Annotated in this window: 15 protein-coding genes; 8 read left to right on the top strand and 7 right to left on the bottom strand. The window is 54.5% G+C overall.

The window, feature by feature from the left end; translation table 11 throughout:
- Nucleotides 1-80: 80 nt before the first annotated feature.
- Nucleotides 81-575 carry a GNAT family N-acetyltransferase gene (locus ACN28Q_RS15375; RefSeq protein ID WP_165907045.1) on the bottom strand — a complete coding sequence of 165 codons (495 nt, stop codon included), beginning with the start codon at nucleotides 573-575 and terminating at the stop codon, nucleotides 81-83.
- Nucleotides 576-695: 120 nt separating this feature from the next.
- Here ACN28Q_RS15375 and ACN28Q_RS15380 point away from each other — a divergent pair, with 120 nt between their 5' ends.
- Nucleotides 696-2327, top strand: a complete 1632-nt coding sequence (locus ACN28Q_RS15380; RefSeq protein WP_095847143.1) for a sensor histidine kinase — start codon at nucleotides 696-698, stop codon at nucleotides 2325-2327.
- Complete coding sequence (dcuR, locus tag ACN28Q_RS15385; RefSeq protein WP_095847144.1) at nucleotides 2324-3043, top strand: two-component system response regulator DcuR; 720 nt, start codon at nucleotides 2324-2326, stop codon at nucleotides 3041-3043. Before ACN28Q_RS15380 ends, dcuR begins: the two co-directional genes overlap by 4 nt.
- A gap of 96 nt (nucleotides 3044-3139) precedes the next feature.
- Here dcuR and ACN28Q_RS15390 read toward each other — a convergent pair whose 3' ends face one another.
- Nucleotides 3140-4105 carry an FAD:protein FMN transferase gene (locus ACN28Q_RS15390; protein ID WP_095847145.1) on the bottom strand — a complete coding sequence of 322 codons (966 nt, stop codon included), beginning with the start codon at nucleotides 4103-4105 and terminating at the stop codon, nucleotides 3140-3142.
- A 101-nt stretch (nucleotides 4106-4206) separates the two neighbouring features.
- Entirely contained in the window at nucleotides 4207-6978 is a 2772-nt protein-coding gene (locus tag ACN28Q_RS15395) for a flavocytochrome c (RefSeq protein ID WP_095847146.1), read from the bottom strand.
- A 752-nt stretch (nucleotides 6979-7730) separates the two neighbouring features.
- Between ACN28Q_RS15395 and ACN28Q_RS15400 the strand changes: the two genes are divergently transcribed.
- The 6 genes from ACN28Q_RS15400 (at nucleotide 7731) to ACN28Q_RS15425 (ending at nucleotide 16447) form a co-directional block, all read left to right on the top strand.
- The gene (locus ACN28Q_RS15400; RefSeq protein ID WP_095849045.1) at nucleotides 7731-9242 is read left to right on the top strand and encodes an anion permease; all 1512 of its coding nucleotides are present in this window, start codon (nucleotides 7731-7733) and stop codon (nucleotides 9240-9242) included.
- 120 nt (nucleotides 9243-9362) lie between these two features.
- A complete protein-coding gene (gene fumA / locus ACN28Q_RS15405; protein ID WP_095847147.1) occupies nucleotides 9363-11012 on the top strand; it encodes a class I fumarate hydratase FumA in 1650 nt (549 codons plus the stop codon).
- Between the two features lie 552 nt (nucleotides 11013-11564).
- A complete protein-coding gene (locus ACN28Q_RS15410; RefSeq protein WP_461628983.1) occupies nucleotides 11565-12089 on the top strand; it encodes a fimbrial protein in 525 nt (174 codons plus the stop codon).
- A gap of 101 nt (nucleotides 12090-12190) precedes the next feature.
- A complete protein-coding gene (locus ACN28Q_RS15415; RefSeq protein WP_230469541.1) occupies nucleotides 12191-12871 on the top strand; it encodes a fimbrial biogenesis chaperone in 681 nt (226 codons plus the stop codon).
- A 110-nt stretch (nucleotides 12872-12981) separates the two neighbouring features.
- The gene (locus ACN28Q_RS15420) at nucleotides 12982-15456 is read left to right on the top strand and encodes a fimbria/pilus outer membrane usher protein (RefSeq protein ID WP_230469542.1); all 2475 of its coding nucleotides are present in this window, start codon (nucleotides 12982-12984) and stop codon (nucleotides 15454-15456) included.
- 10 nt (nucleotides 15457-15466) lie between these two features.
- Nucleotides 15467-16447, top strand: coding sequence for a fimbrial protein (locus ACN28Q_RS15425; protein WP_095847149.1), 981 nt, complete (start codon nucleotides 15467-15469; stop codon nucleotides 16445-16447).
- Nucleotides 16448-16485: 38 nt separating this feature from the next.
- Here the strand turns inward: ACN28Q_RS15425 and ACN28Q_RS15430 are convergent, their stop codons facing one another.
- The 4 genes from ACN28Q_RS15430 to ACN28Q_RS15445 are packed head-to-tail and all read right to left on the bottom strand — an operon-like array spanning nucleotide 16486 to nucleotide 21331.
- Nucleotides 16486-17508 (bottom strand): FecCD family ABC transporter permease, encoded by a 1023-nt coding sequence (locus tag ACN28Q_RS15430; RefSeq protein ID WP_257790435.1) that lies wholly within the window; start codon nucleotides 17506-17508, stop codon nucleotides 16486-16488.
- A 1-nt stretch (nucleotide 17509) separates the two neighbouring features.
- Complete coding sequence (locus ACN28Q_RS15435; protein WP_095847150.1) at nucleotides 17510-18259, bottom strand: class I SAM-dependent methyltransferase; 750 nt, start codon at nucleotides 18257-18259, stop codon at nucleotides 17510-17512.
- The gene (locus ACN28Q_RS15440) at nucleotides 18240-19232 is read right to left on the bottom strand and encodes an ABC transporter substrate-binding protein (protein WP_095847151.1); all 993 of its coding nucleotides are present in this window, start codon (nucleotides 19230-19232) and stop codon (nucleotides 18240-18242) included. Before ACN28Q_RS15440 ends, ACN28Q_RS15435 begins: the two co-directional genes overlap by 20 nt.
- Nucleotides 19232-21331 carry a TonB-dependent siderophore receptor gene (locus ACN28Q_RS15445; RefSeq protein WP_095847152.1) on the bottom strand — a complete coding sequence of 700 codons (2100 nt, stop codon included), beginning with the start codon at nucleotides 21329-21331 and terminating at the stop codon, nucleotides 19232-19234. Before ACN28Q_RS15445 ends, ACN28Q_RS15440 begins: the two co-directional genes overlap by 1 nt.
- Nucleotides 21332-21918: the final 587 nt, after the last annotated feature.

Here is a 21918-nt window from a genome sequence, read left to right on the forward strand (position 1 = left end):
CTTACCGTTAGCCATACGTCGACCCATTACGCCCCCTCTTTGGGGGCGTAATGCTATTAAGGTGTGGGGGCTGCTAACGTTTAGCGGCTAACGTTTATCGCTTTTACCATGCGGAAGTTGGTCAGTGACTGGCCATGACGCACGACCTGCTGTTGTTCCAGTAGTTGGAAACCGCGTCTGGCGAAAAAGGGCCGGGCGGTGATGCTGGCTTCGGTGAACAGTTGCGTTGCCCCGCCGGCGCCGGCGGCCTGCTCGGCGCAGGCCAATAAGCGCGTGGCGATCCCCTTCCCTTGCCAGGCCGGGTGAACAAACAGCATATCCAGATGGTTTTGCGGTTCAAGGTGGGTAAAGCCGACAAGGGTGTGCCCACTTACTACCACCCAGGTTACCGGGTTGAGGCAGCACTGCCCAAAGGTGTGGCGATCCACCTGAACCCAGGCATTAATTTGTGGCGGCGTATAGTCCCTGGCGGCCACTTCGCGCACGGCACCGATAAATACGTTCAGCACCGCGTCCAAATCCGTTAGCTGATAGGGCCGCAGTGTATAGCGTGAATGCCTGCTATCCGTAGTCATGGTGGTGCTCCTTGCTGGTTGGTGCGGCATGCCGCCGAGCGGCACATTTTACGCTCTGTCTTTTACAAATGCGCGGCATCGGTGATAATAGCCGCTTGGCCTTCACTTTATTGGGCACTAATGAGCGACTCGCAAGAACTCCTGCCGGTGCGTAAGCGCCCGATGAAATTTAGCCTCTTTGTCACGCTGATGGTCAGTGCTGTGATCGTCTCGGTGTTGCTGGTGGTTCATACGCTGTATTTCTTTCAAATAAGCCATGTGACCCGTGACGGCGTCAAGGATGTGGCGCTGGCGTTCGCCCGCACCCTGGCGGACTCGCCGGAAATACAGCGCGGGCTGACGCAGCCTGTCGACAGCAACATTATTCAACCGATAGCCAGTGCGGTGCGAAAACGTAATGGCCTGCTGTTCGTGGTTGTCACCAACATGGACGGCGTTCGCTACTCCCATCCCAACCCCAACCTGATTAATCGCCGTTTTATCGGCAGTGATATTGATTCTGCGTTGCGGGGGCGTGAGAACGTGGCGGTGAACCACGGGGTACTGGTGGAGGCGCTGCGGGTTTTCACTCCGGTTTATGATAGCCAGAAGCGGCAGATCGGTGTGGTGGTGGTCGGTATCTCGCTAAGCCAGGTCAGCCAGCAGATTAACACCAGCCGCTGGAGCATCCTTTGGACGGTATTATTCGGCGCTCTGGTCGGCAGCCTGGGCATTTGGGCGATTGTGCTGGTGCTCAAGCGGATCCTCTTCGGCTTAGAGCCCTATGATATTTCGCAGCTTTTTGAGCAGCATGAGGCGATGCTGCTGTCGATAAAAGAGGGGGTGATTGCGGTGGACGAGAGTGCGCGCGTCACCCTGACCAACCAGGCGGCCCGGCAAATGCTGTTGGGCAGCAGCAGCGCCCCTGGCACACTGGCCGACGGCAGCGGCGATTCCGCCGGCCTGCTCGCTTCGCTGCGTGAGGTGTTGCGCACCGGCCTGCCGGTACAGGATGAGGAAATCAATTTTAAGGAGCGGCTGCTGTTGATTAATACCGTCCCGGTGCGCAGCGGCAACAAGATTATCGGCGCGATCTGTACCTTCAGGGATAAAACGGAGGTCAGCGAACTGATGCAGCGCCTAAGCGGCATGGTAAACTACGTGGATGCGCTGCGTGAACGCTCGCATGAATTCATGAACAAGCTGCATGTGATTCTTGGCCTGTTGCATATGAAAAGCTACGCCCAGCTTGAAGATTACATCATTAAAACCGCCAATAACTACCAGGCAGAAATCGGCTCCCTGCAGTTAAAAATCAAGTCACCCGTGATTGCCGGCTTCTTATTAGGCAAAATCAACCGGGCCCGGGATAGCGGGCTGCACTTAACCCTCATGGAAGATTCCCACCTGCCGGATAACGACAATGAAAAGCAGGTGGCGGTGCTGATTACCGCACTGGGGAATTTGACCGAGAACGCGCTGGATGCCATGCAGGGGCAGGCCGATGGCGAAGTGAGCGTGTTGTTGCATTATCAGAATGGATGGCTCACCTGTGAGGTGAGCGACGATGGGCCGGGGATCCCGGCGGCGCACCTGCAGGCCATCTTTGAAAAGGACTTCTCGTCAAAAGGCGAAAACCGCGGCGTGGGGCTTTTTCTGGCCAAGCAGCAATTAGAGAGCCTGGGCGGTTCCATTACCGTGGAATCCGAACCGGGCGTGTATACCCAATTCTATGTACAACTCCCCTGGGATAGTGAGAGGACAGGCACGTGATCAATGTTTTAATAGTCGATGATGATGCGATGGTCGCAGAGCTGAACCGCTGCTATGTCGCTCAGATCCCCAGGTTCAAATGCTGTGGTATTGCCTCAACGCTTGAGCAGGCCAAGGCGATGGTGTTAAACCCGCAACACCCGATTGATCTGATTTTGCTGGATGTGTATATGCAGCAGGATAACGGCTTGGATCTGCTGCCGGTGCTGCGCAGTTCGCGCCGCCCGATTGATGTGATTATGATTTCCTCCGCGGCGGACGTGGAGACGATCAAAAAGTCGCTGCACTATGGGGTGGTTGACTACCTGATTAAGCCGTTCCAGTTTGCCCGCTTTGAAGAGGCGCTAACCGCCTGGAAGCAGAAAAGGGCGTTGATGGATAACCAGCAGTACTATGAGCAATCGGATCTGGACCGGCTGATCCACGGCAATCAGCCGGCGGCGCCGGACACCAAGCGGTTGCCGAAAGGCTTAACGCCGCAAACCCTGCGCACCATCTGCCTGTGGATTGATGCGCACCCGGGGATTGAGTTTTCCACGGATGAACTGGCGGCGGCGGTGAATATTTCGCGCGTTTCCTGCCGTAAATACCTGATCTGGCTTACAGAAATCAATATTCTGTTCACCAGTATCCACTATGGCGCCACCGGCCGGCCGGTATACCGCTACCGTGTGCAGGCGGAACACATCGCATTATTACAGCAGTACTGCCAGTAACCGCCGGTTAAGCCGGTGCAGAGAGCCGCAGCGGATCACGCTGCGGCTTTTTTGTTGGTTGCCGGAAATTACGGCCTGGCGGCGCGTTTTCGCGGTTTACGCCAGCGTGTAGCTGTCGTCAAGCAGGGTAAAACGGAACTGCCGCTGCGAGGAGAGGTGCACGCGCTTCGTCCGGGTGACAAAGATCGCTTCAATGTGCGGTAGGCTTGCCGCGTAGGCCAGCCCTTGTTCAACCCCCATGCCGTACAGCAGGGTGGTGTAAATATCCCCGTCGATCGAGTCTTCTGAAATGATGGTGACGCTCAGCAGCTCGTTATCAAGCGGGTAGCCAGTGCGTGGATCGAGGATATGGTGATACAACCGCCCGTCCAACTCAAAGTAACGTTCGTAAATGCCCGATGTCACCACTGATTTACCGGCCACATTGATCACGCCAATCATCGCCTCCGCGTCGGCGAAAGGTTTTTTCAGGCCAATCGCCCAGGCGTTTTGTTCGCCGTGCGGCGGCGCGCCAAGAGTTTGTACGTTGCCGCCCAGGTTGATCAGCGCATGCCGGATCTGCTGTTGTTGCAATAAATCCCGCACTAAATCGGCAATGTAGCCTTTGGCGATGGCGCCAAGATCGATTTCCATGCCGGGCTTTTCGAGCAACACCGAGCTTTCGTTGGCATTGAGGATCACGTTGGCCGGGTTGGTCAGCGCCAGCAGCGCCTGCAGTTCGTGCGGCGGCGGCACGCTGTTGCCCTGAAAACCGATTTTCCAGCGTTTTACCAGCGGGCCGATGGTGAAGTTAAAGCTGCTGTTTTCCAGCAGGCTGACGGCTCTGGCGCGCTGAATCAGGCGAAAAACCGGCGGGCTGACCACGACCGGATGCCGGCCGGCGGCCTGGTTGATGCTCATGATCTGGGAATGCGCGCGGTTTACCGTCAGCAGATCTTCCTGCTGTTTAATCAGCCGAAAAACGGCGGCGGCAACCGGTTGGTTATCTTCGAACAGTTTGAGCAGGATGGGGGAGCCCATCAAAACGGCAGAATAGGAATAGACGCGGACTTCAGGTGGCATAGCGGGATCCTGGCTGGTTGACGGCGTAAAGAGCCTGACCCATTTTGGCCCAGGGAGCGGTGCGAAGCCAGCGCCCCTGGCGGGGCGCTGGCGGCCAGTGATTAACGGTGCGCCCAGGAAGCGGCGTTACGGCCAGCCATGGTACCGAAAATAATGATATCGGCAACGGCGTTGCCGCCGATACGGTTACCACCGTGGATACCGCCCACCACTTCACCGGCGGCGTAAACGCCAGGGATCACCCGTTGGTTGACATCCAGCACCTCGGTGTTGGTGTTAATCGTCACCCCGCCCATGGTGTGGTGCACGCCCGGGGCGATGCGGATGGCGTAGAACGGCCCCTGATTGAGCGGGTGGCGCAATGCGGTTTTACGGCCGAAGTCTTCGTCATCCTGTTTTTCAACAAACAGGTTGTAGCGCTCCAGCGTTGCCAGGAAGGCGTGCATGTCCAGCCCCACCTTGTCCGCCAGTTCGCGTGGGTTGTCTGCGCTGATCACAAACCCGCGGCTGATGTATTCGTCGGCGGCCTTGTTGTTCATCCGCACCTGCTCATCAAAGACGATATAGGCGTATTTTTCCGGCAGCCCGATGATTTGCGCGGAGACTTTGTCGCGGGTTTCCATTTCATTGAAGAAACGCTCACCCTTCTGGTTGACTAGGATGGCGCCACCACCGCGAATCGCTTCGGAGATCAGGTATGAGGTAGTTTGTTCCACGGTCGGGTGGATCTGGATTTCCCCCATATCCACGGTGCCGGCGCCGATGTGCTCCAGCAGGGCGATGCCGCTACCGGTCGCACCCGGGTGGTTTGTGGTCACGAAGCCTGCCAGATCCGGGCGGTATTTCACCACCATTTCCTGGTTGGCGCTGAAGCCGCCGGAGGCCATGACGATGCTTTTGGTGTAAACCGTTTGGGTTTCGTTCTCATCGTTCACTACGCGCAGGCCGCTGACCGCGCCGTTTTCCATCAGGATCTCGCTTACGTCGGTATCCATCATCACGTCGATTTCACGCTGGTTGATATTGCGCACCAGGCCACTAATCAGGAAGCCGCCCACCGCAGAGCGATCCGCCGGGCGGTGAGTACGATCGATGCTCATCCCACCGGTGATGGTGATGTCGTTCAGCACAATGCCGCGGTCTGCCAGCCATTCGATGGCTTCCGGCGCGTTTTCAACGAAGCGGTGCAGCAGCGCCGGGTTGTTTTTGTTTTTGCCGCCTTTCAGGGTTTCCTGATAGAACAGCTCTTTGCTGTCAGCGATGCCTTTCAGTTTTTGGAAGCGGGTTTCCGCCGCGTTCATCCCCACCGAAGCCTTGATGGTGTTGCCGCCTATGGTCGGCATTTTCTCGATAATCAGCACGCGGGCGTCGTGGTCGCTGGCCTGAATGGCTGCCGCCAGGCCGGCGCCGCCGCTACCAATCACCACCACGTCGTAGCATGGCGGCTCCAGGGTGCCTTCTTCCAGCGCCATGGCTTTGCAGGATTTGGCGAGGGCCTTGGTGACGGCTTTTTTCACCGCTTCACTCTGGGTGGTGGCGCCGCTGACGGCGTCCACGTGCGGGCTGTTGGCGTCAAGAATGCGTGAGCGAATCACTTCAAAGCTGGAAACGAAAGACACATCCAGCTCTGGCTGTTCGGCCAGTTCGATATCGGCGATGCGATCGGTTTCCAGGCTGACGTTGATCAGCAGTTCGTTGGCTTCATCCTGGACTTTTTCCTGAAATACGCCGCTTTTGAATTTGCCGGTCGGCATGCTCATATCGCGGATCATCGCGTCCACCAGCGAGAAACGCCACAGCGGTTCCGGGATGGTCAGCGCTTCACGTTGGGTGCTGTCGATGAACAGTTCCAGCGTTTCGCCCTGGCTGATGCGATCGGTCCAGTCTGGGTAGGCGATGCAGGCTTTACCCACCGCCACCAGATCGTAACCGTGCTCAAGGGATTCTTCCGCGTCGATGCTGTTGACCACGCCGCCGACGCCCATAATCGGCACCTGCGCCAGTTTTTCTGAACGCATGGCCACGTATTTTTTAATCAGCGGCGTTGCGTCGTTGGTATCAACGATGGACGGGCGCAGGGTGTAGCCCATTGAGAAGTGCAGGTAGTGCAGCCCCAGTTCCACCAGCTGTTCCAGCAGATACAGGGTGTCGTCGAAGCGGATGCCCGGCACTTCGATTTCTTCTGGTGAGAAGCGGTAACCGATGATGAAGGAAGGATCGGCATATTGGCGCACCATTTTATGGGTGGCTTCCAGCACCGCCAGCGGGAACCTGGCGCGTTTCTCACGGCTGCCGCCCCATTCATCGTCACGCTGGTTGGAGTTTGGCGAGAAGAACTGCTGAATCAGGTAGGTGTTGGCGCCGTGGATTTCCACGCCGTCAAAGCCGGCCTTGATGGCGCGGCGTACCGCCTCGCCAAATTTACCGACCATCTCTTCCACTTCCTGCGTGGTCAAGGCGCTGGGCGTTGCGGCGCCGTCACGCGGGGCGGCGATGGCGCTTGGGCCAACCGGCGTGCGGCCGCCGATCAGCGTGGGTTCCACCATGCGGCCGCCGTGATAGATCTGCAGCACGGCTTTGGAGCCTTTGGCCTGAATCGCTTGGGCGATTTTACGCAGCCCCGCGATTTTGTCGTCGTTGTCGATGCCGAGGGCGCCCGGGAACGCCAGGCCTTTATCATCGACAAAGGCGCATTCAACAATGATCGTCCCAATGCTGCCGGCGCGTTCGCGGTAGTATTCCACCAACTCGCTGGTGACGCTGCCGTCAAAATAACCGGTGCAGGTCGTCATGGGTGCCATTAAAATACGGTTTTTAAGCTGAGTACCGTTGGGAAGGGTAAATGGGCTCAGTAATTGATCGTGACTGTTCATACTCATCAACTCCAAAATTTAAAAATTAGAATTCTTTAAATTCGTTATCGGACGTCTATTTTTCGTTTTATTTCTCGTCGATCTCATACAACTAATAGTATTGTGTTTTTAGTTTCAAAATTGATTACATTAGTTAAATAACTATTTACGGAGGGTGATTCACGCAGTGAGATTAATTATTATCAGTTTTAAAATAAAAAGGTTACATATTTAATAACGATTAACATTTTAATTACTTATCCAAAAGCGGGCTAAATGTATTTTGTCTGACGGCGCGAACCCGCATCATTACTGGGTTTGTCAGCATTTTATGTAATGTGTTTAGATGATCGAAATGTGTCATCCCCACTGTTTTCGGCACTTTTAGCCACAATGGTTACTTTGATGTAACGAAAAATATCTCGATGATGACAACCCACTAAAAAAGGACCATCATATTTTCAAGTTACCTAATTTTTATTTTATACCGTTGTTTCTTGATCAAGATCAACTGCTGTAAATATCGAAAAATGGTTATACTAATAAATAACATTTAGATCATTTATTTCTTCCGATGGCAAAATATGCGCGTCGGGAATAATTAATTTGTCAGCATTAAAAAACTAAAAAAAGTAAAAAAATTAAAGAAGCCAGAATGTATTCCCCCGGGGCGCTTTGCCTGATGCTTTATCAAAGCAAACCGCCAAAGCGCGCTGGGCAGAAAAAAGATTCTTAACTACTTGTAGACAATGACTATGACTATTTCAATGACGATGAAATCGAAAAGCAAAACGGCCGATCCTAACGCGGCCAACAAAGTATCAGGTGGCAAGAAAAACCGCCTGATCTTTACACTGTTGCCGATAGTGGTTGCCGTGCTGTTGTTGCTGGTGCCGGTTCCTTCGGGGCTGGCGCCGCATGCGTGGTATTTTTTCGCTATTTTCGTGGGGGTCATTATCGGCCTGATCTTTGAACCGCAGCCCGGCGCCGTTATTGGCCTAAGCGGCGTGGTGATCATCGCGCTGGCTAGCCAATGGGTGCTGTTTAGCCCCGAACAAATGGCCGCGCCCAACTTCAAGCTGGCGACCCAATCCTTCAAATGGGCGGTGAGTGGCTTTAGCAACTCTACCGTGTGGCTGATCTTCGGCGCCTTCATGTTTGCCGCCGGCTACGATAAAACCCGTTTCGGCCGCCGTCTGGCGTTGATCCTGGTGAAATATCTCGGCCGCCGCAGCCTGACGCTGGGTTATGCCATCACCTTTGCGGATCTGCTGCTGGCGCCGTTCACCCCTTCCAACACCGCGCGCAGCGGCGGGACGATTTACCCGATTATCGCCAACCTGCCGCCGCTGTACGGTTCCAAACCGAACGATCCGAGCGCCCGTAAGATTGGTTCTTACCTGATGTGGGTTGCCATTACCTCGGCCTGTATCACCAGCTCCATGTTCCTGTCTGCGCTGGCGCCGAACCTGTTGGCGCTGGCGTTGGTGAAAAGCATTGTCGGCATCACCATTTCCTGGGGCACCTGGTTCCTGGCCTTCCTGCCGCTGGGCGTGATCCTGATCCTGGGTATGCCGCTGCTGGCTTACTGGCTCTATCCGCCGGAAGTAAAATTTAACGACGAAGTGCCGCGCTGGGCGCAACAGGAACTGATCAAGCTGGGCAAGCTGACCCGCAATGAAATCCTGCTGTTGGTGTTCGTGTGCTGTGCGCTAGTGATGTGGATCTTCGCTGCCAATTGGATTGAGCCGGCGATGGCGGCATTGCTGATCGTCAGCCTGATGCTGTGGACCGGGGTACTGGAGTGGAGCGATATTACCGGCAACAAAGCCGCCTGGAATACCTTTGTATGGTTCGCCACCCTGGTGGCGTTGGCTGATGGCCTGTCATCGACCGGCTTTATCTCCTGGCTGGGCAAAGAGGGCGGCGCGCTGCTGAGCGGTATTGCCCCTGGAACGGCGTGCATCGTGTTGGTGGTGGCCTTCTATCTGCTGCACTACCTGTTTGCCAGCAACACCGCACACACCACGGCATTGTTGCCGGCCGTTCTGACCATCGGCGCGACTATCCCTGGCATGAATATGCCGGTGTTCTGCCTGATGATGGTGACGTCGCTGGGGATTATGGGGATCATCACCCCGTACGGCACCGGCCCAAGCCCGATTTACTACGGCAGCGGTTACCTGCCTACCGGCGACTACTGGCGCCTGGGCACTATCTTTGGCGCAATCTTCCTGATTGGCCTGCTGGTGATCGGTTATCCGTGGATGACGATGATGTTCTGAATTAATGCGGCCAGCCCGGCGATGGGCTGGCCGCTAAGCTATCCAAACTTGATGCCGCCGGCGTGCTTCCCGGTGAATAAGCCAAGCCACGGCGGCCACTGATAATAAAGTGAGAGCACAATGTCAAATAAACCATTCCATTACCAGGCGCCATTCCCCCTAGCGAAAGATGAAACGGAATACTACCTGCTGAGCCGCGAACACGTATCGCTGGGTGAATTTGAAGGGCAGCCGATTTTGAAAGTCGAACCTGAAGCGCTCACCCTGCTGGCGCAACAGGCCTTCCACGATGCTGCCTTTATGCTGCGCCCCTCCCACCAGCAGCAGGTCGCTGCGATTCTTGACGATCCCGAAGCCAGCGAAAACGACAAGTACGTGGCGCTGCAGTTCCTGCGCAACTCTGAAATCGCCGCCAAAGGCATTCTGCCTACCTGCCAGGATACCGGCACGGCGATTATCATGGGTAAAAAAGGCCAGCGCGTCTGGACCGGCGGCGGCGATGAAGAAGCGCTGACCCGCGGCGTGTACAACACCTACACCGAAGATAACCTGCGCTATTCGCAAAACGCGGCGCTGGATATGTATAAAGAGGTGAATACCGGCACCAACCTGCCGGCGCAGATCGATCTCTACAGTGTGGACGGCGACGAGTACAAGTTCCTGTGCATGGCGAAGGGCGGCGGCTCCGCCAACAAAACCTACCTGTACCAGGAAACCAAAGCTCTGCTTTCGCCGGGCAAACTGAAAAACTACCTGGTGGATAAAATGCGCACGCTGGGCACCGCGGCTTGCCCGCCATACCATATTGCCTTCGTGATCGGCGGTACGTCGGCAGAGGCCACGCTGAAAACCGTCAAGCTGGCTTCCACCCGTTATTATGATGGGCTGCCAACCGAAGGCAACGAACATGGCCAGGCGTTCCGCGACGTGCAACTGGAGCAGGAACTGCTGGAAGAAGCGAAGAACCTGGGGTTAGGCGCGCAGTTCGGCGGCAAATATTTCGCCCACGATATCCGCGTAATCCGCCTGCCGCGCCACGGCGCTTCTTGCCCGCTCGGCATGGGGGTTTCCTGCTCGGCTGACCGCAATATCAAAGCGAAGATCAACCGCGAAGGGATCTGGATCGAAAAACTGGAAAGCAACCCGGGCCGCTATATTCCGGAAGCGTTACGCCAGGCGGGCGAAGGGGAAGCGGTGCGTGTCGATCTGAACCGCCCGATGAGCGAGATCCTCAAGCAGCTTTCGCAATACCCGGTTTCCACCCGCCTGTCGCTGAGCGGCACCATCATCGTCGGGCGCGATATCGCCCATGCGAAGCTGAAAGAACGCCTGGATAACGGTGAAGGGCTGCCGCAGTATGTGAAAGATCACCCGATCTACTACGCCGGCCCGGCCAAAACGCCGGAAGGTTATGCTTCAGGTTCTCTGGGGCCAACCACGGCGGGGCGTATGGATTCCTACGTTGACCTGTTGCAGGCCAACGGCGGCAGCATGATCATGCTGGCGAAAGGCAACCGCAGCCAGCAGGTGACCGATGCCTGCCACAAACACGGTGGCTTCTACCTGGGCAGCATCGGCGGCCCAGCGGCGGTGCTGGCGCAGCAGAGCATCAAGAGCCTGGAATGTGTGGAATACCCAGAGCTGGGTATGGAAGCGATTTGGAAAATTGAAGTTGAGAACTTCCCGGCGTTTATTCTGGTGGATGATAAAGGCAACGACTTTTTCCAACAGATCCAAAATGATAAATGCGCCGGTTGCGGCATCAAGTAATCCCACGATGTGAAGCATCAGTAAACAAGCCGCCTTGGTGACCAGGCGGCTTTTTATCACCTGCAACTTGAAGTATGCCGGGTATAGCAATAAATCCTTCGTTGCCGCAGTGCGTTTTACTTTTATTGATAATTATATGATGCGATAAATAAACTATTTAATAGGGATATGTTTCACTTTTATATTTTATGCATGTTAAGTTCTTTTAGGATATTTACCATAAATAAAACATGATAAATTTTATTTATTAAGAATATTGCCCATGATTATTTTTTTATTTTTCACATTGACAATGATGCTCCGATGCATTTTCCTAAGATATTGTTTTCGGATTATTGACTAAAGTTGAATTTTTAATTTGTTTGTTTTTGGTTATTGGTCTTATCATTCTGAATATTTCACTTTTCCTCTATTGATGAACATATGTTTATCGTGTCGGCTAAGCTATTAATCGATGCAGATTGTGATGCAATATTTATTGGAGCATAAATCGCGTCTCTTCAGGAAATTCTCACTTCATGGCTATGAATAAGATCGTTATCAAGGAGATATATTGTGAAAATTAAATTTACAGCAGCAGCAGTTGCAAGCGCGGCGTTATTATTCAACATCGCACAAGCTGCAGACGGGACTATTAACTTCACCGGTAATATTACCGATCAGGCATGTACTGTAGATACTGCATCAGCAAATCAGACCGTAAACCTGGGCAATGTAAGCTCCAAGGCTTTTGCTGCTGCGGGTGACGTTGCAGCCCCAACCAAATTCTCAATCAATTTGACCGACTGCCCGCTGACCGTTACCCAGGCCCGCGTTAAATTTGACGGCACCACCAACTCCACCAATCAGGCCATCCTGGCGCTGAGCAGCGGCCAAACCGCAACCAACGTAGGGGTTGCCCTGTATGAAGCCGACAGCACCACGCCAATCCCGGTTGCTTCCGCTTCTGCATCGCAAACTATCACTACCGTAGGCCCGAACGTGTTGAATTTTGTTGCTAAATACATGGCAACGACTGCATCCGTCGGTACCGGTACTGCAAATGCGGTAACCAACTTCACCGTTAATTATAACTAAGTTTTATTTGTAGCCTAAGCAGTTGGCTCATTACGCCAACTGCTTAGTTAAGAATATAAATTTAGGCGGGTTAACTTAATGGCTATGATAGGGAGAGTCTCGTGAGCCTCTGGAAAAATAACCTTATTATTATGATCGGCCTGTTAGGCGTTGCCCAGGCGCAGGCAGGCATCGTCGTTGGGGGAACGCGGGTTGTTTATGATGCAAGTAAAAGAGAAGCGTCCTTATCAATCAGCAACCCTGATAAAAGTAAACCCTACCTGATCCAATCCTGGTTTGATAATGTTGATAACAATGATAAAAGCCAGGTTCCTTTCATTATTACTCCACCTTTGTTTCGCCTTGATGCCGGGCAGGAAAATATCGTCAGGATAGTCCGCGTCGGCGGTGCTATACCGGATGATAAAGAATCAGCCTATATCGTAAATGTGAAATCAATTCCCTCATCCGATCCACATGCGCTGAACCAACTTCAAATTACTGTAAATACGCGCATTAAGATGTTTTATCGCCCGGCGAAATTACCTGGCAATGCCGATGAGGCCTTTAAAACGCTGAAGTTCAGTTCGGCCCAGGGGAAACTACAGGCACGCAATGATACGCCGTATTACATCTCTTTTTATAGCCTGAAAATAAACGGCAGGGAAGTCTCTGAACCCGGAATGATCGCGCCTAAATCAACCCGGCAATGGCATGAGAATGCAGCGGCCAACGGCAAAGTGAGCTGGAGTGCGATCAACGACTTTGGCGGGATTTCGTCTGTCGCTGAAGCGGGTATTTAATTTTTTGAATAGGATTTCATAAGGAGCAGGTGATGCAGCGCAAAGGAGGGTGTTTCACGAACAAATATAAAAATTTGTACCGAATCCGACCAATAGCACTGATTGTTTCAGTGGTTCTTAGTACTTATACCGCGGATTCTTTCTCTCAAGACTATTTTAATCCCGATGCGTTGTACAGCGATCACCCCGGCGTGCAAAACGTCAGCCTTGACCATTTTAGCCAGGAAGGGGAGCAGGCACCCGGTACTTACCGCGTTGATATCTACCTCAATGGGGAAATTATGGATGTGGCGGATGTGACATTCGTTGACACCGATAAGGGCTTGAAGCCTGTACTTACACCGGACCGATTAAAACAGTTGGGGGTGCGCACCTCGGCTTCCGATAAGCTGCTGGGTTTGGCCGGCGAAGAGAAAATCACCGACCTTGGCACCTATATTCCCGATGCCAATGCCAAGCTGAATTTTGGGCAGCAACGTTTGGACATCACCGTTCCCCAAATTTTTATGGATCAGCAGGCCCGTGGCTATGTTGATGCCAAACTCTGGGATCAGGGGATTAATGCGTTAATGCTGAACTATGCCTTCACCGGGGCGAATAGCCGTTACGATAAGAAAAACCGCGGTGAAGAGAATAATAGTACCAACAACTATTATCTTAACCTGCGCAGCGGCCTGAACCTGGGGGGATGGCGACTGCGTAATTACTCGACCTATATCAATAGCGACAATTCCGGCTCACAGTGGAAAAGCATCAACACCTATGTGCAGCATGACGTTGAACGCGTGAAAGGGCAGTTTACCGCCGGTGATGCCTACACACCGAGCGATGTCTTCGACAGCGTACAATTCCGTGGCGTGCAGTTGGCTTCGGATGACAATATGCAGCCTGACAGCCTGCGTGGCTTTGCACCAGTGGTGCGTGGGATTGCCCAAAGCAACGCGCAGGTGACGATACGGCAAAATGGCTATGTCATTTATCAGACTTACGTGACCCCCGGCGCTTTTGCCATCAGCGATCTTTACCCCACCTCCTCGAGCGGCAACCTTGAAGTCACGGTGAAAGAAGCCAGCGGCCAAGAAAGAAAATTCATTCAACCCTATTCCGCGGTGCCGATCATGCAGCGTGAAGGCCGGTTGAAATATGGCGTGAGCGTGGGTAAATACCGTTCGCTGTTGAACGGCGCCCGGGAGCCCAATTTTACCCAGGCAAGCTTGATCTACGGGCTGCCGGGCGACACCTCCGTGTATGCCGGGCAGATATCCTCCAAAGACTATCTTTCTTTCTTGCTTGGCGTGGGCCACGGCTTTGGCGATCTGGGGTCATTGTCTTTCGATGTCACCGAGGCGCGCACCCGGCTGCAGCACGAAGGCAATCACCAGGGGCAATCGCTGCGTTTTCAATATTCCAAAGATATTGCTGAAAGCGGCACCTCGTTTACCCTGGCGGGCTATCGCTATTCGACCAGCGGTTATTATGACTTCACCGAATCCAATGAGTTGGAAGCGACGAAAGGTGAAGCCTGGCGGGTGAATTACAATAAAAGAAGCCGTGTGCAGCTTAACGTCAGCCAGTCCATTGGCGACGCGGGGAATATTTATATTTCCGGCTATCAGCAGGATTTCTGGCGGCAGAGCGGTTATGAACGCAACCTGGGCGCCGGATATAACTTCGGCCATGACGGCATCAACTACAGCCTTAGCTATAGCTATACGCAAGCGCCGAGCGGCGACGGTAACGATCAGATATTTTCCTTCGCAGTGCAGATCCCATTAAGCAAGTGGTTGCCAAACAGCTGGGCAACCTCAACCACCAACGTCGATAAACACGGCAAGGCCGAGCAGTCGGTTGGGCTAAGCGGCACCACACTGGCGGATAACAACCTGAGCTATAACGTGCAGCAAAGCTATGGCAACCGCGGGGCAGGCGCCAGCGGCCTGGCTTCCGCCAGCTACAAGAGCACCTATGGCGAAGTTAACGCCGGTTACAACTACAACAAATATTCACAGCAAATCAACTATGGCTTGCAAGGTGGGCTGTTGGTTCACCCGTATGGCGTAACCCTGTCCCAGGCATTAGGCGAAACGCTGTCATTGGTCAGGGCGCCGGGGGCTGCCGGCGTACACGTGCAAAATAATACCGGGGTATACACCGACTGGCGTGGCTATACCGTGGTGCCGTATGTGACCACCTACCGCAAAAACCGTATTGCTATTGATACCGAGACATTAGCGGAAGACGTTGATATCGATACCAATACGCGCACGGTGATCCCAACGCAGGGGGCCGTTGTGCTGGCTGATTTCCAAACGCGTTTGGGCAGCCGAATTATGCTGACCTTAAAACACGATGGCGGAAATATCCCCTTTGGCGCCATGGTCAGCCTGATCGCGCCGGAGGATAGCGCCAGCAGCGGTATCGTTGATGCTAATAGCCAGGTTTATTTAAGTGGGATGCCGGAAAAGAGCAAGTTGAAAGTCATTTGGGGAGAAGGCGAAAGCCAGCGGTGTATTGCCGATATTGTGTTGCCTACGGAGAAAAAGAACGCCTCATCCGTGCAACGTCTAACCGCTACTTGCAAATAGGATAGGGATAATGCGTCATTTTAAAGCTTTGGGTTTGTTGCGTTGTTTATTACCGCTTTCTCTGCTTTTAGGCTACGCCGGCGATAGCCTGGCGGCGAACTGCACGACAGGGACCGCAACCCCGCTCAATCAATCCGTCAATTTTGGCAGCGTTTTGGTACAGCGTGATGCGGCCGTTGGCTCGGTTATCGCCACGGCGAACACCACAAATACATCCCAGCAAGTGGCTGTATGTACTGTATCAACCTATGTGCGTAAATTTGTGCTGGCTTATGGCTCTGGCACCGCGCTGGGCAACAATATCTATCCCACTAACCTCGCCGGGGTGGGGATCAGGGTAAACCGCGCGGGCACCTACTATGCCAACCCGGCCCAGCCGATAAACTATTCGGCCAGTTCGACGTTGTCGATTGTTGATGCCGCAACCGTGACGCTTGAGTTGATAAAAACCGGGCCGATCACCTCCGGTGCGCTGGCAACCGGAACAGCAGCCAAAATGCAGTTTATGACCAGTTCCGGCAGCTACTTCGACGGCCTGGTCACCAACATTACCGGGGGCAGCGTAAAAGCCGTTGCCTGCTCGGTTAACAACACCAATATCACGGTCAACATGGGCGATGTTAAGAAGCAATTGTTTACCGGGGTCGGCTCCACGCCTGCGGAAGGGAGCAAGAACTTCAGCGTTGATTTAAACTGCGACGCCAGCACCAAAGTGAATATTCAAATCGATGGCACCAAGGATACGAGCAATGCGCAGGGGGTTCTTGCGCTGTCCTCCGCGGCGGGTTCCAGCAGTGCGGCAACCGGCGTGGGTATCCAGCTTTTATACAACAGCAGCCCGATAACCCTGGGCACGGCGTTCAGCGCCGGTACGGTGTCTACCGCCGGTGCGTTCAGCATACCGATGGTGGCGCGCTATTACCAAACCCTGGCGACGATTACGCCTGGGGTGGCAAACGGGAATGCGACCTTTACCATGACGTATCGCTAAGCGGTATCGCCGGGCATTCAGCCCGGCGCCAGGGGGCATTATCTGGGTTGGCTACGGGCGATCAGCAACAGGAACACCGGCACGCCCAGCAATGCCGTTAAAATCCCAACCGGCAGTTCCCGCGGTGCAAAGATCGTGCGCGCCAGGGTATCCGCCATCACGGCCACGATGGCCCCGCAAAGCATCGCACCCGGCAGCAGCCAGCGATGGCGGTGGCCGATGACGATGCGCGCGATATGCGGCACCGTCAGCCCAATAAAACCGATGGCGCCGCAGCAGGAAACAATAACGGCGGTCAGCAGTGTCGTCAGGCAGTACATCAGCAGCCTGAGCGGCCCCACTGCCACCCCCAGCGACTGCGCCGTGACGCTGCCGAAAGACAGCACATCCAGCGCGATCGCGTGCCAGCCGCACAGCAGAAAAACCGCAACCAGCACCAGTGCGCAAAGGCCGACCTGCAGCCAGTCGGCCTGAGCAAACGATCCCAATAGCCAGAACATCACACCCCGTGTGGTATCCGCGTCGGTTTTCCAGAGCGTGATTAACGATGTGAACGCCGAAAGCAATTGCGTTACGGCTACGCCGGTTAAGACGACGTGGCTTGATTGCCCAGACAGGGAACGGCGCGCCAACAGCAGCACCAGCGCGAAGGCCATCATTGCGCCGCAGAAGGCGCCGGCGGGAACCGCCGCCCAGCCAATGCTCCAGCCGGCCGCGATGACCACGACGGCTCCCGCGCCAGCCCCCGAGGAGATCCCCAGCACCCAGGGATCGGTCAGTGCGTTGCGCGTCAGCGATTGCAATACCGTGCCTGTGAGCGCCAGTGCGGCGCCCGCCAGCGCCGCCAGTAAGGTTCTGGGCAACCGTAAAGACCAGACAATGCGTTGATGCAACGTGCCTTCCGTATCGCTCTGCCAATATCCTGCCAGAACCGCCTTTACCACGTCCTTTAGCGAAAAGACGACCGGGCCATGCATCACTGCCAAACAGAGTGCCAGCAGCAGGCAGAGCGCCAGGCAACAAAGGCGCAAGGAGAGGGAGTTCAACCATTGCCGGTTCACGTTACTTCCAGCCGGCAATCACGTAGTCATCAAGGAACTGCCAGACGGTGCCCGCCTCGGCAAAGCCCGCCTGTTGCAGGATGGCAAGCTGGAAGTTAACGCCGGTCGGCTCTGGCATTGGCCTGCCGGCAAACGCCTGCTCGCGCTCCGTATGCAATGCCCGTAGCGGGGCGTATTTCAGCGCATCATCAAACCAGGTGTCCCAGTCTGGTGTCCCCTGTTGCCAGGCCTGTTGCTGGGTGTGTTTGTCGTGCATTTCAGCCAGGGCTTGCTGGCGGGGATTACGCGCATCAAAGCGTTGATGATCGGCATTCATGAAGATGCCGCCTGCGGCCAGCACATGGGCGATGGCGCGGTAAAGTGCGGTCTGCTGCTCCGGCATCAGCCAGTGAATGGCGGTGCTGGAGACCACGGCTTGCGGCTTATCGGTGATGGCGCTGAAGCAGGCCGGCGATGCAATATCCGCACGGATGAAATCAATGCGCTGGCGATGTTCGCTCAAGGCTTCTTCGGCCACCTTCAGCAGCAGCGGATCGAGATCTATCGCCGTTACGCGCGCCAGCGGGAAGCGGTTCAGTAAACGCAGGCTGAAGGAGCCTGGGCCGCAGCCAATATCTATGACGTGGAAATCATCGCCAAACGTCATGGCCAATACGTCAAGCACCGAGGCAAAACGCGCCTCACGATGTGCAATGTAAGCGCTTTGCTGCGCATCCCAATTGTTCAGTAGCTCACGGGCTGGAAAAGCCATTTTCATCTTCCTCGGTCAATGATCGCATCTGCGATACCAGGCGTTTAAGGGCCAGAATGGATCTGACGGAGGGATCCATGTCGTAGCCAGGTAAAATGATGTAGCGTTTCTCCCGCACGGCCTTCATGCCGGCGGTTAACGGGTTGTTTTCAAGAAAGGCGATTTTTTCTTGCGCGCTGTCGCCCGGTTGGGCCCGGCGCAGATCGCCAATGATCAGCAGATCGGGATCCCGCTCGGCGATAACCTCCCAGGAAATGGCGGGCCAAAGCTCTGGGCTGTCGGCGAAGACGTTCTGGCTGCCGATGGCATCGGTGAGCAGCGCTGGCGCACCGTGGCTGCCCGCGACAAAGGGAGTGCCGATACCGGAATACCACCAGAGGATGCGTTGGGCGGGCAGTTGGCGGGCCTTTTGCCGCTCGGTGTCTACCTGCCGTTGCAGTTGCTGGATCAGGTTTTCAGCGCGTGGCTGAACGCCATAGATGCGGGCGATGTTGCGCACTTCAGCAAAGATGCCGGCGAAGGTCAGTGGCGTTTGAAGCCCGCTTTGCAGCCCGTGGCAGACGCTCTCGCTAAGCCAGGTTGCAATCCCCCAGCCGGCAAGGCGATGCCGGTTGGGGGTTTCTGGGCTGTTGAACCAATAGAAGCTGCCGGAATAGATGAAATCCGGCCGTGCGGCCAGCAAGGCTTCGCCCGACCAGGGCGCACTGTCAAAGCGTGCTTTCAGCTTTGCCGCCGCCGTCCATGGAGAAGGCGCAATGTCCTGCTCTTTGCTGTACCCGACCACGCTGATAATGGAGGCATCCAGCTCCAGGGCCAACAGGTTCTCCAGTGTGGAATGGGAGTAAACAATCGTTCTCTCGGGCACACGGTCAAAGTGCCATTGCTGGCCGCAATTTGTCAGCACCAGAGAACGTGCCGGGCTGGCAGCGCTTGCTGCCAGCAACGCCATGCACAAGATCAGATGCCACATCATTAAAAGCGCATATTGACGAATGCTTCATAGGTGCGGCCCGGTGCGATCAGCCTCTGCGTGGAATACGTGCGTTGCCAGCTATAGAAGCGATCGGTGAGGTTACGTACCCGGGCGCCCACGGTAACGCCTGGCAGCAGTACGTAGTCCGTTGCCAAATCAACCGTGATGTATTCGCCCATTTTGTTGCTGTTGGTATCGTCGTTATAGCTGCTGCCCACGTAGTGGAGCTGTGTGCCAAGGCCCAGGCGTTGCGTCGCCATGTAGCGGCCTGACAGGTTTGCCGTCCATTGCGGCACATAGCGCGGCGTTTTGCCGGAAAGGTTCTGCGTGCCTTGCTGATACTCACCAAAGCGGGCATGGGTATAGGCTAGGTTGCCCGCCAGCGTTAAGCCGCTAAGCGGCTGAAGTGAACCGCTTAGCTCGACGCCTTTAGATGTCTGTTTGCCGACCGCGTGCCAGACATCGGTCTGTAGCGCATCCTGTTGATACAGGTTCTTTTTCTGCAGGTTATACACCGCCAGCTTGACTTCGCCGCGTTTGGCCCAAAAGCTGCCCTTCACACCGGCCTCATACTGTTGCACTGCGGTAAGCGGCAGCGCGGTTTGCGCCGCGCTGATAAAGAACAGATCGCTGCCCGGTTCTTTACCCGTGGCGTAGTTGGCGTACAGCGTGATGTTTTCGGTGATGTCCCAGCTTGGGCCAACAGCCACGGTGAGAAAGCTGTAGCGATGATTAACGCTCTGGTTTTGCTGTTGAAAATTCCAGTCCATGTCCAGGTGGGTATAACGGGCCTGGCCTAGCAGGGCGAAGGCTTCCGTGAGGTACAGCTTATCCTCAATAAACAGCGCATACTGATTCTGCGTGATATGGCGGGTAGGGGCGCGGCCCGGGGCATTGCCGCTGCTAAACGGGGTTTTCGGTGGGGCGATGAGCGGCACGGTATCTTCGCCAGCAAAGCCGTTGGAGTAATATTGAAACTCGCGCTTGTTGAAATCCACGCCGGCCACCACACGGTTTTCCATGGCGCCGAGGGGCCTGGCAAGGGTAACCGTGGTGCGGTTGCCCGTTAGCTTGTCATCATGGGCGATATCCCCGAAGGAATCACGGGTGATATAACCCGGCTGCGCCGCTGACGGATAATAACGTTCGGCGTTATGCCATTCACGAAACCCTTTGTAATAATAGAATTTATTTTCAAACGACAGTTCCGGCGTGGCGAACCATGACTGTGTTGCCTGGAACGATGTTGCCTGGCTGCGGATCCATGCGTCTTCCAGGTTGTTGTAGTTGGTGTGGCGTAAATTCTCATCAACCTTGCCATCGATCAGCGGCGTGCCGAAATAGGGGTTATGTGTGTCACTCAGCATGCGATCAAGGTTAAACGCCAACTGGGTATTGCTGGTCGGCGTTAGCAGCAGGGCGGCGGTTACCCGCTGCGGGCGCTGGCGATCGCCTTCAACCTGGCTACCCATGCTGGCTGCGCTGATATCCACGCGGCCGGCCGCCAGTTTATCTATCAGCGCACCGCCCGCCCCGAGATGGGCGCGATGGCTGGCGAAGCTTGACCAGGCGTAATCCAGCTCGACGGGCTGTGCGCTGAACGATGCCCGGCGGGGGATCAGGTTAATGCTGCCGCCGGCCGAGCTCAGGCCGTTGATGACCGAACCCGTGCCGTACAGCACATCGATATTTTCATAATGCACCGGATCGCCGCCCTGGATGGTGCTGCCAGGGACTTCCACGCCATCATAAAGCCAGGAGACTGGCATAAACCCCCGCAGGGAAACGCTGTTTGACTGGGTGGGGGAGGTGGTGCCGGATAACCCTGGGGCGGTTTCGACAATCTCTGTCAGTGTGCGTTTACCTTTCGCCGCGAAGGTTTTCTGGCTGATGGTTTCGGTATGGCGCGGTATTTCTTTATCCGTTAATTCCAGCCTGGAGCTGGACCCCACGGCCAGCAAGCCTGAATCAGAAGCGGCTGGATAGCTGCTTGCCTCTGTACTGGTGACCACCAGTGTTTCTTTGGCTGTGTCAGCAAAAGCATTCGGTGCCAGGCTGGTTGCAACAGTAACTGCTACCAAAAGCAGGGGTAATTTCATCGTTGTCGTTTCCCGAGGTGAAAATAAATTTTGCAACGCCATAGCTCCGTGGGGTAATACGGAAAATAGCAAGATTAACGCCAGTAAAGTAATAACCATTTGGTGTTGTTTTTATATTTAAATTGAAATTTATTGGTGCGGTAAAAAATAAATAACCATCATGAATGGTTTTGTTATTTCATTGTTTTTATTGTATTTTTATTGATTAATTCAATGCTTTTATTAAGGGTTTTAGCGTTGTCATGCTCGTCAATAAACCGTTTGGTTAATATCTTCCTCACTTTTCTTTAAGGCATAAATATATCTCTTAACATACTGATATAACCGCAAGTTATCATGAGTGAAAACCTGTTTTAATGGCGGATGTATACGCAGATCAGTAAACATAATATTTTATTCTTAAGTGAGAAAAATATTACCCTGCTGGGGCGAATTCTGGAATTCGCTCACCGTTTTTCTTTCAGTTATAAATACCATGAATGTTTTTTCGTAGCCGTAATTAACCCGTTTATTTATATGGCTTATTTTCCGCATTTCCGCGCCAGATAAATGTTGCTGTTTTTCAGGCTCTGCCTGGCTGCGCTGAT

The sequence above is a fragment of the Gibbsiella quercinecans genome (assembly GCF_002291425.1).
GTDB lineage: Bacteria > Pseudomonadota > Gammaproteobacteria > Enterobacterales > Enterobacteriaceae > Gibbsiella > Gibbsiella quercinecans.

What these genes read in the sequence shown, in the direction of transcription:
- ACN28Q_RS15375 (WP_165907045.1), bottom strand. Translation starts at nt 575, where the DNA reads ATGACTACGGATAGCAGGCATTCACGCTATACACTGCGGCCCTATCAG.
- ACN28Q_RS15380 (WP_095847143.1), top strand. Translation starts at nt 696, where the DNA reads ATGAGCGACTCGCAAGAACTCCTGCCGGTGCGTAAGCGCCCGATGAAA.
- ACN28Q_RS15390 (WP_095847145.1), bottom strand. Translation starts at nt 4,105, where the DNA reads ATGCCACCTGAAGTCCGCGTCTATTCCTATTCTGCCGTTTTGATGGGC.
- ACN28Q_RS15395 (WP_095847146.1), bottom strand. Translation starts at nt 6,978, where the DNA reads ATGAACAGTCACGATCAATTACTGAGCCCATTTACCCTTCCCAACGGT.
- ACN28Q_RS15400 (WP_095849045.1), top strand. Translation starts at nt 7,731, where the DNA reads ATGAAATCGAAAAGCAAAACGGCCGATCCTAACGCGGCCAACAAAGTA.
- fumA (WP_095847147.1), top strand. Translation starts at nt 9,363, where the DNA reads ATGTCAAATAAACCATTCCATTACCAGGCGCCATTCCCCCTAGCGAAA.
- ACN28Q_RS15425 (WP_095847149.1), top strand. Translation starts at nt 15,467, where the DNA reads ATGCGTCATTTTAAAGCTTTGGGTTTGTTGCGTTGTTTATTACCGCTT.
- ACN28Q_RS15435 (WP_095847150.1), bottom strand. Translation starts at nt 18,259, where the DNA reads ATGGCTTTTCCAGCCCGTGAGCTACTGAACAATTGGGATGCGCAGCAA.
- ACN28Q_RS15440 (WP_095847151.1), bottom strand. Translation starts at nt 19,232, where the DNA reads ATGATGTGGCATCTGATCTTGTGCATGGCGTTGCTGGCAGCAAGCGCT.
- ACN28Q_RS15445 (WP_095847152.1), bottom strand. Translation starts at nt 21,331, where the DNA reads ATGAAATTACCCCTGCTTTTGGTAGCAGTTACTGTTGCAACCAGCCTG.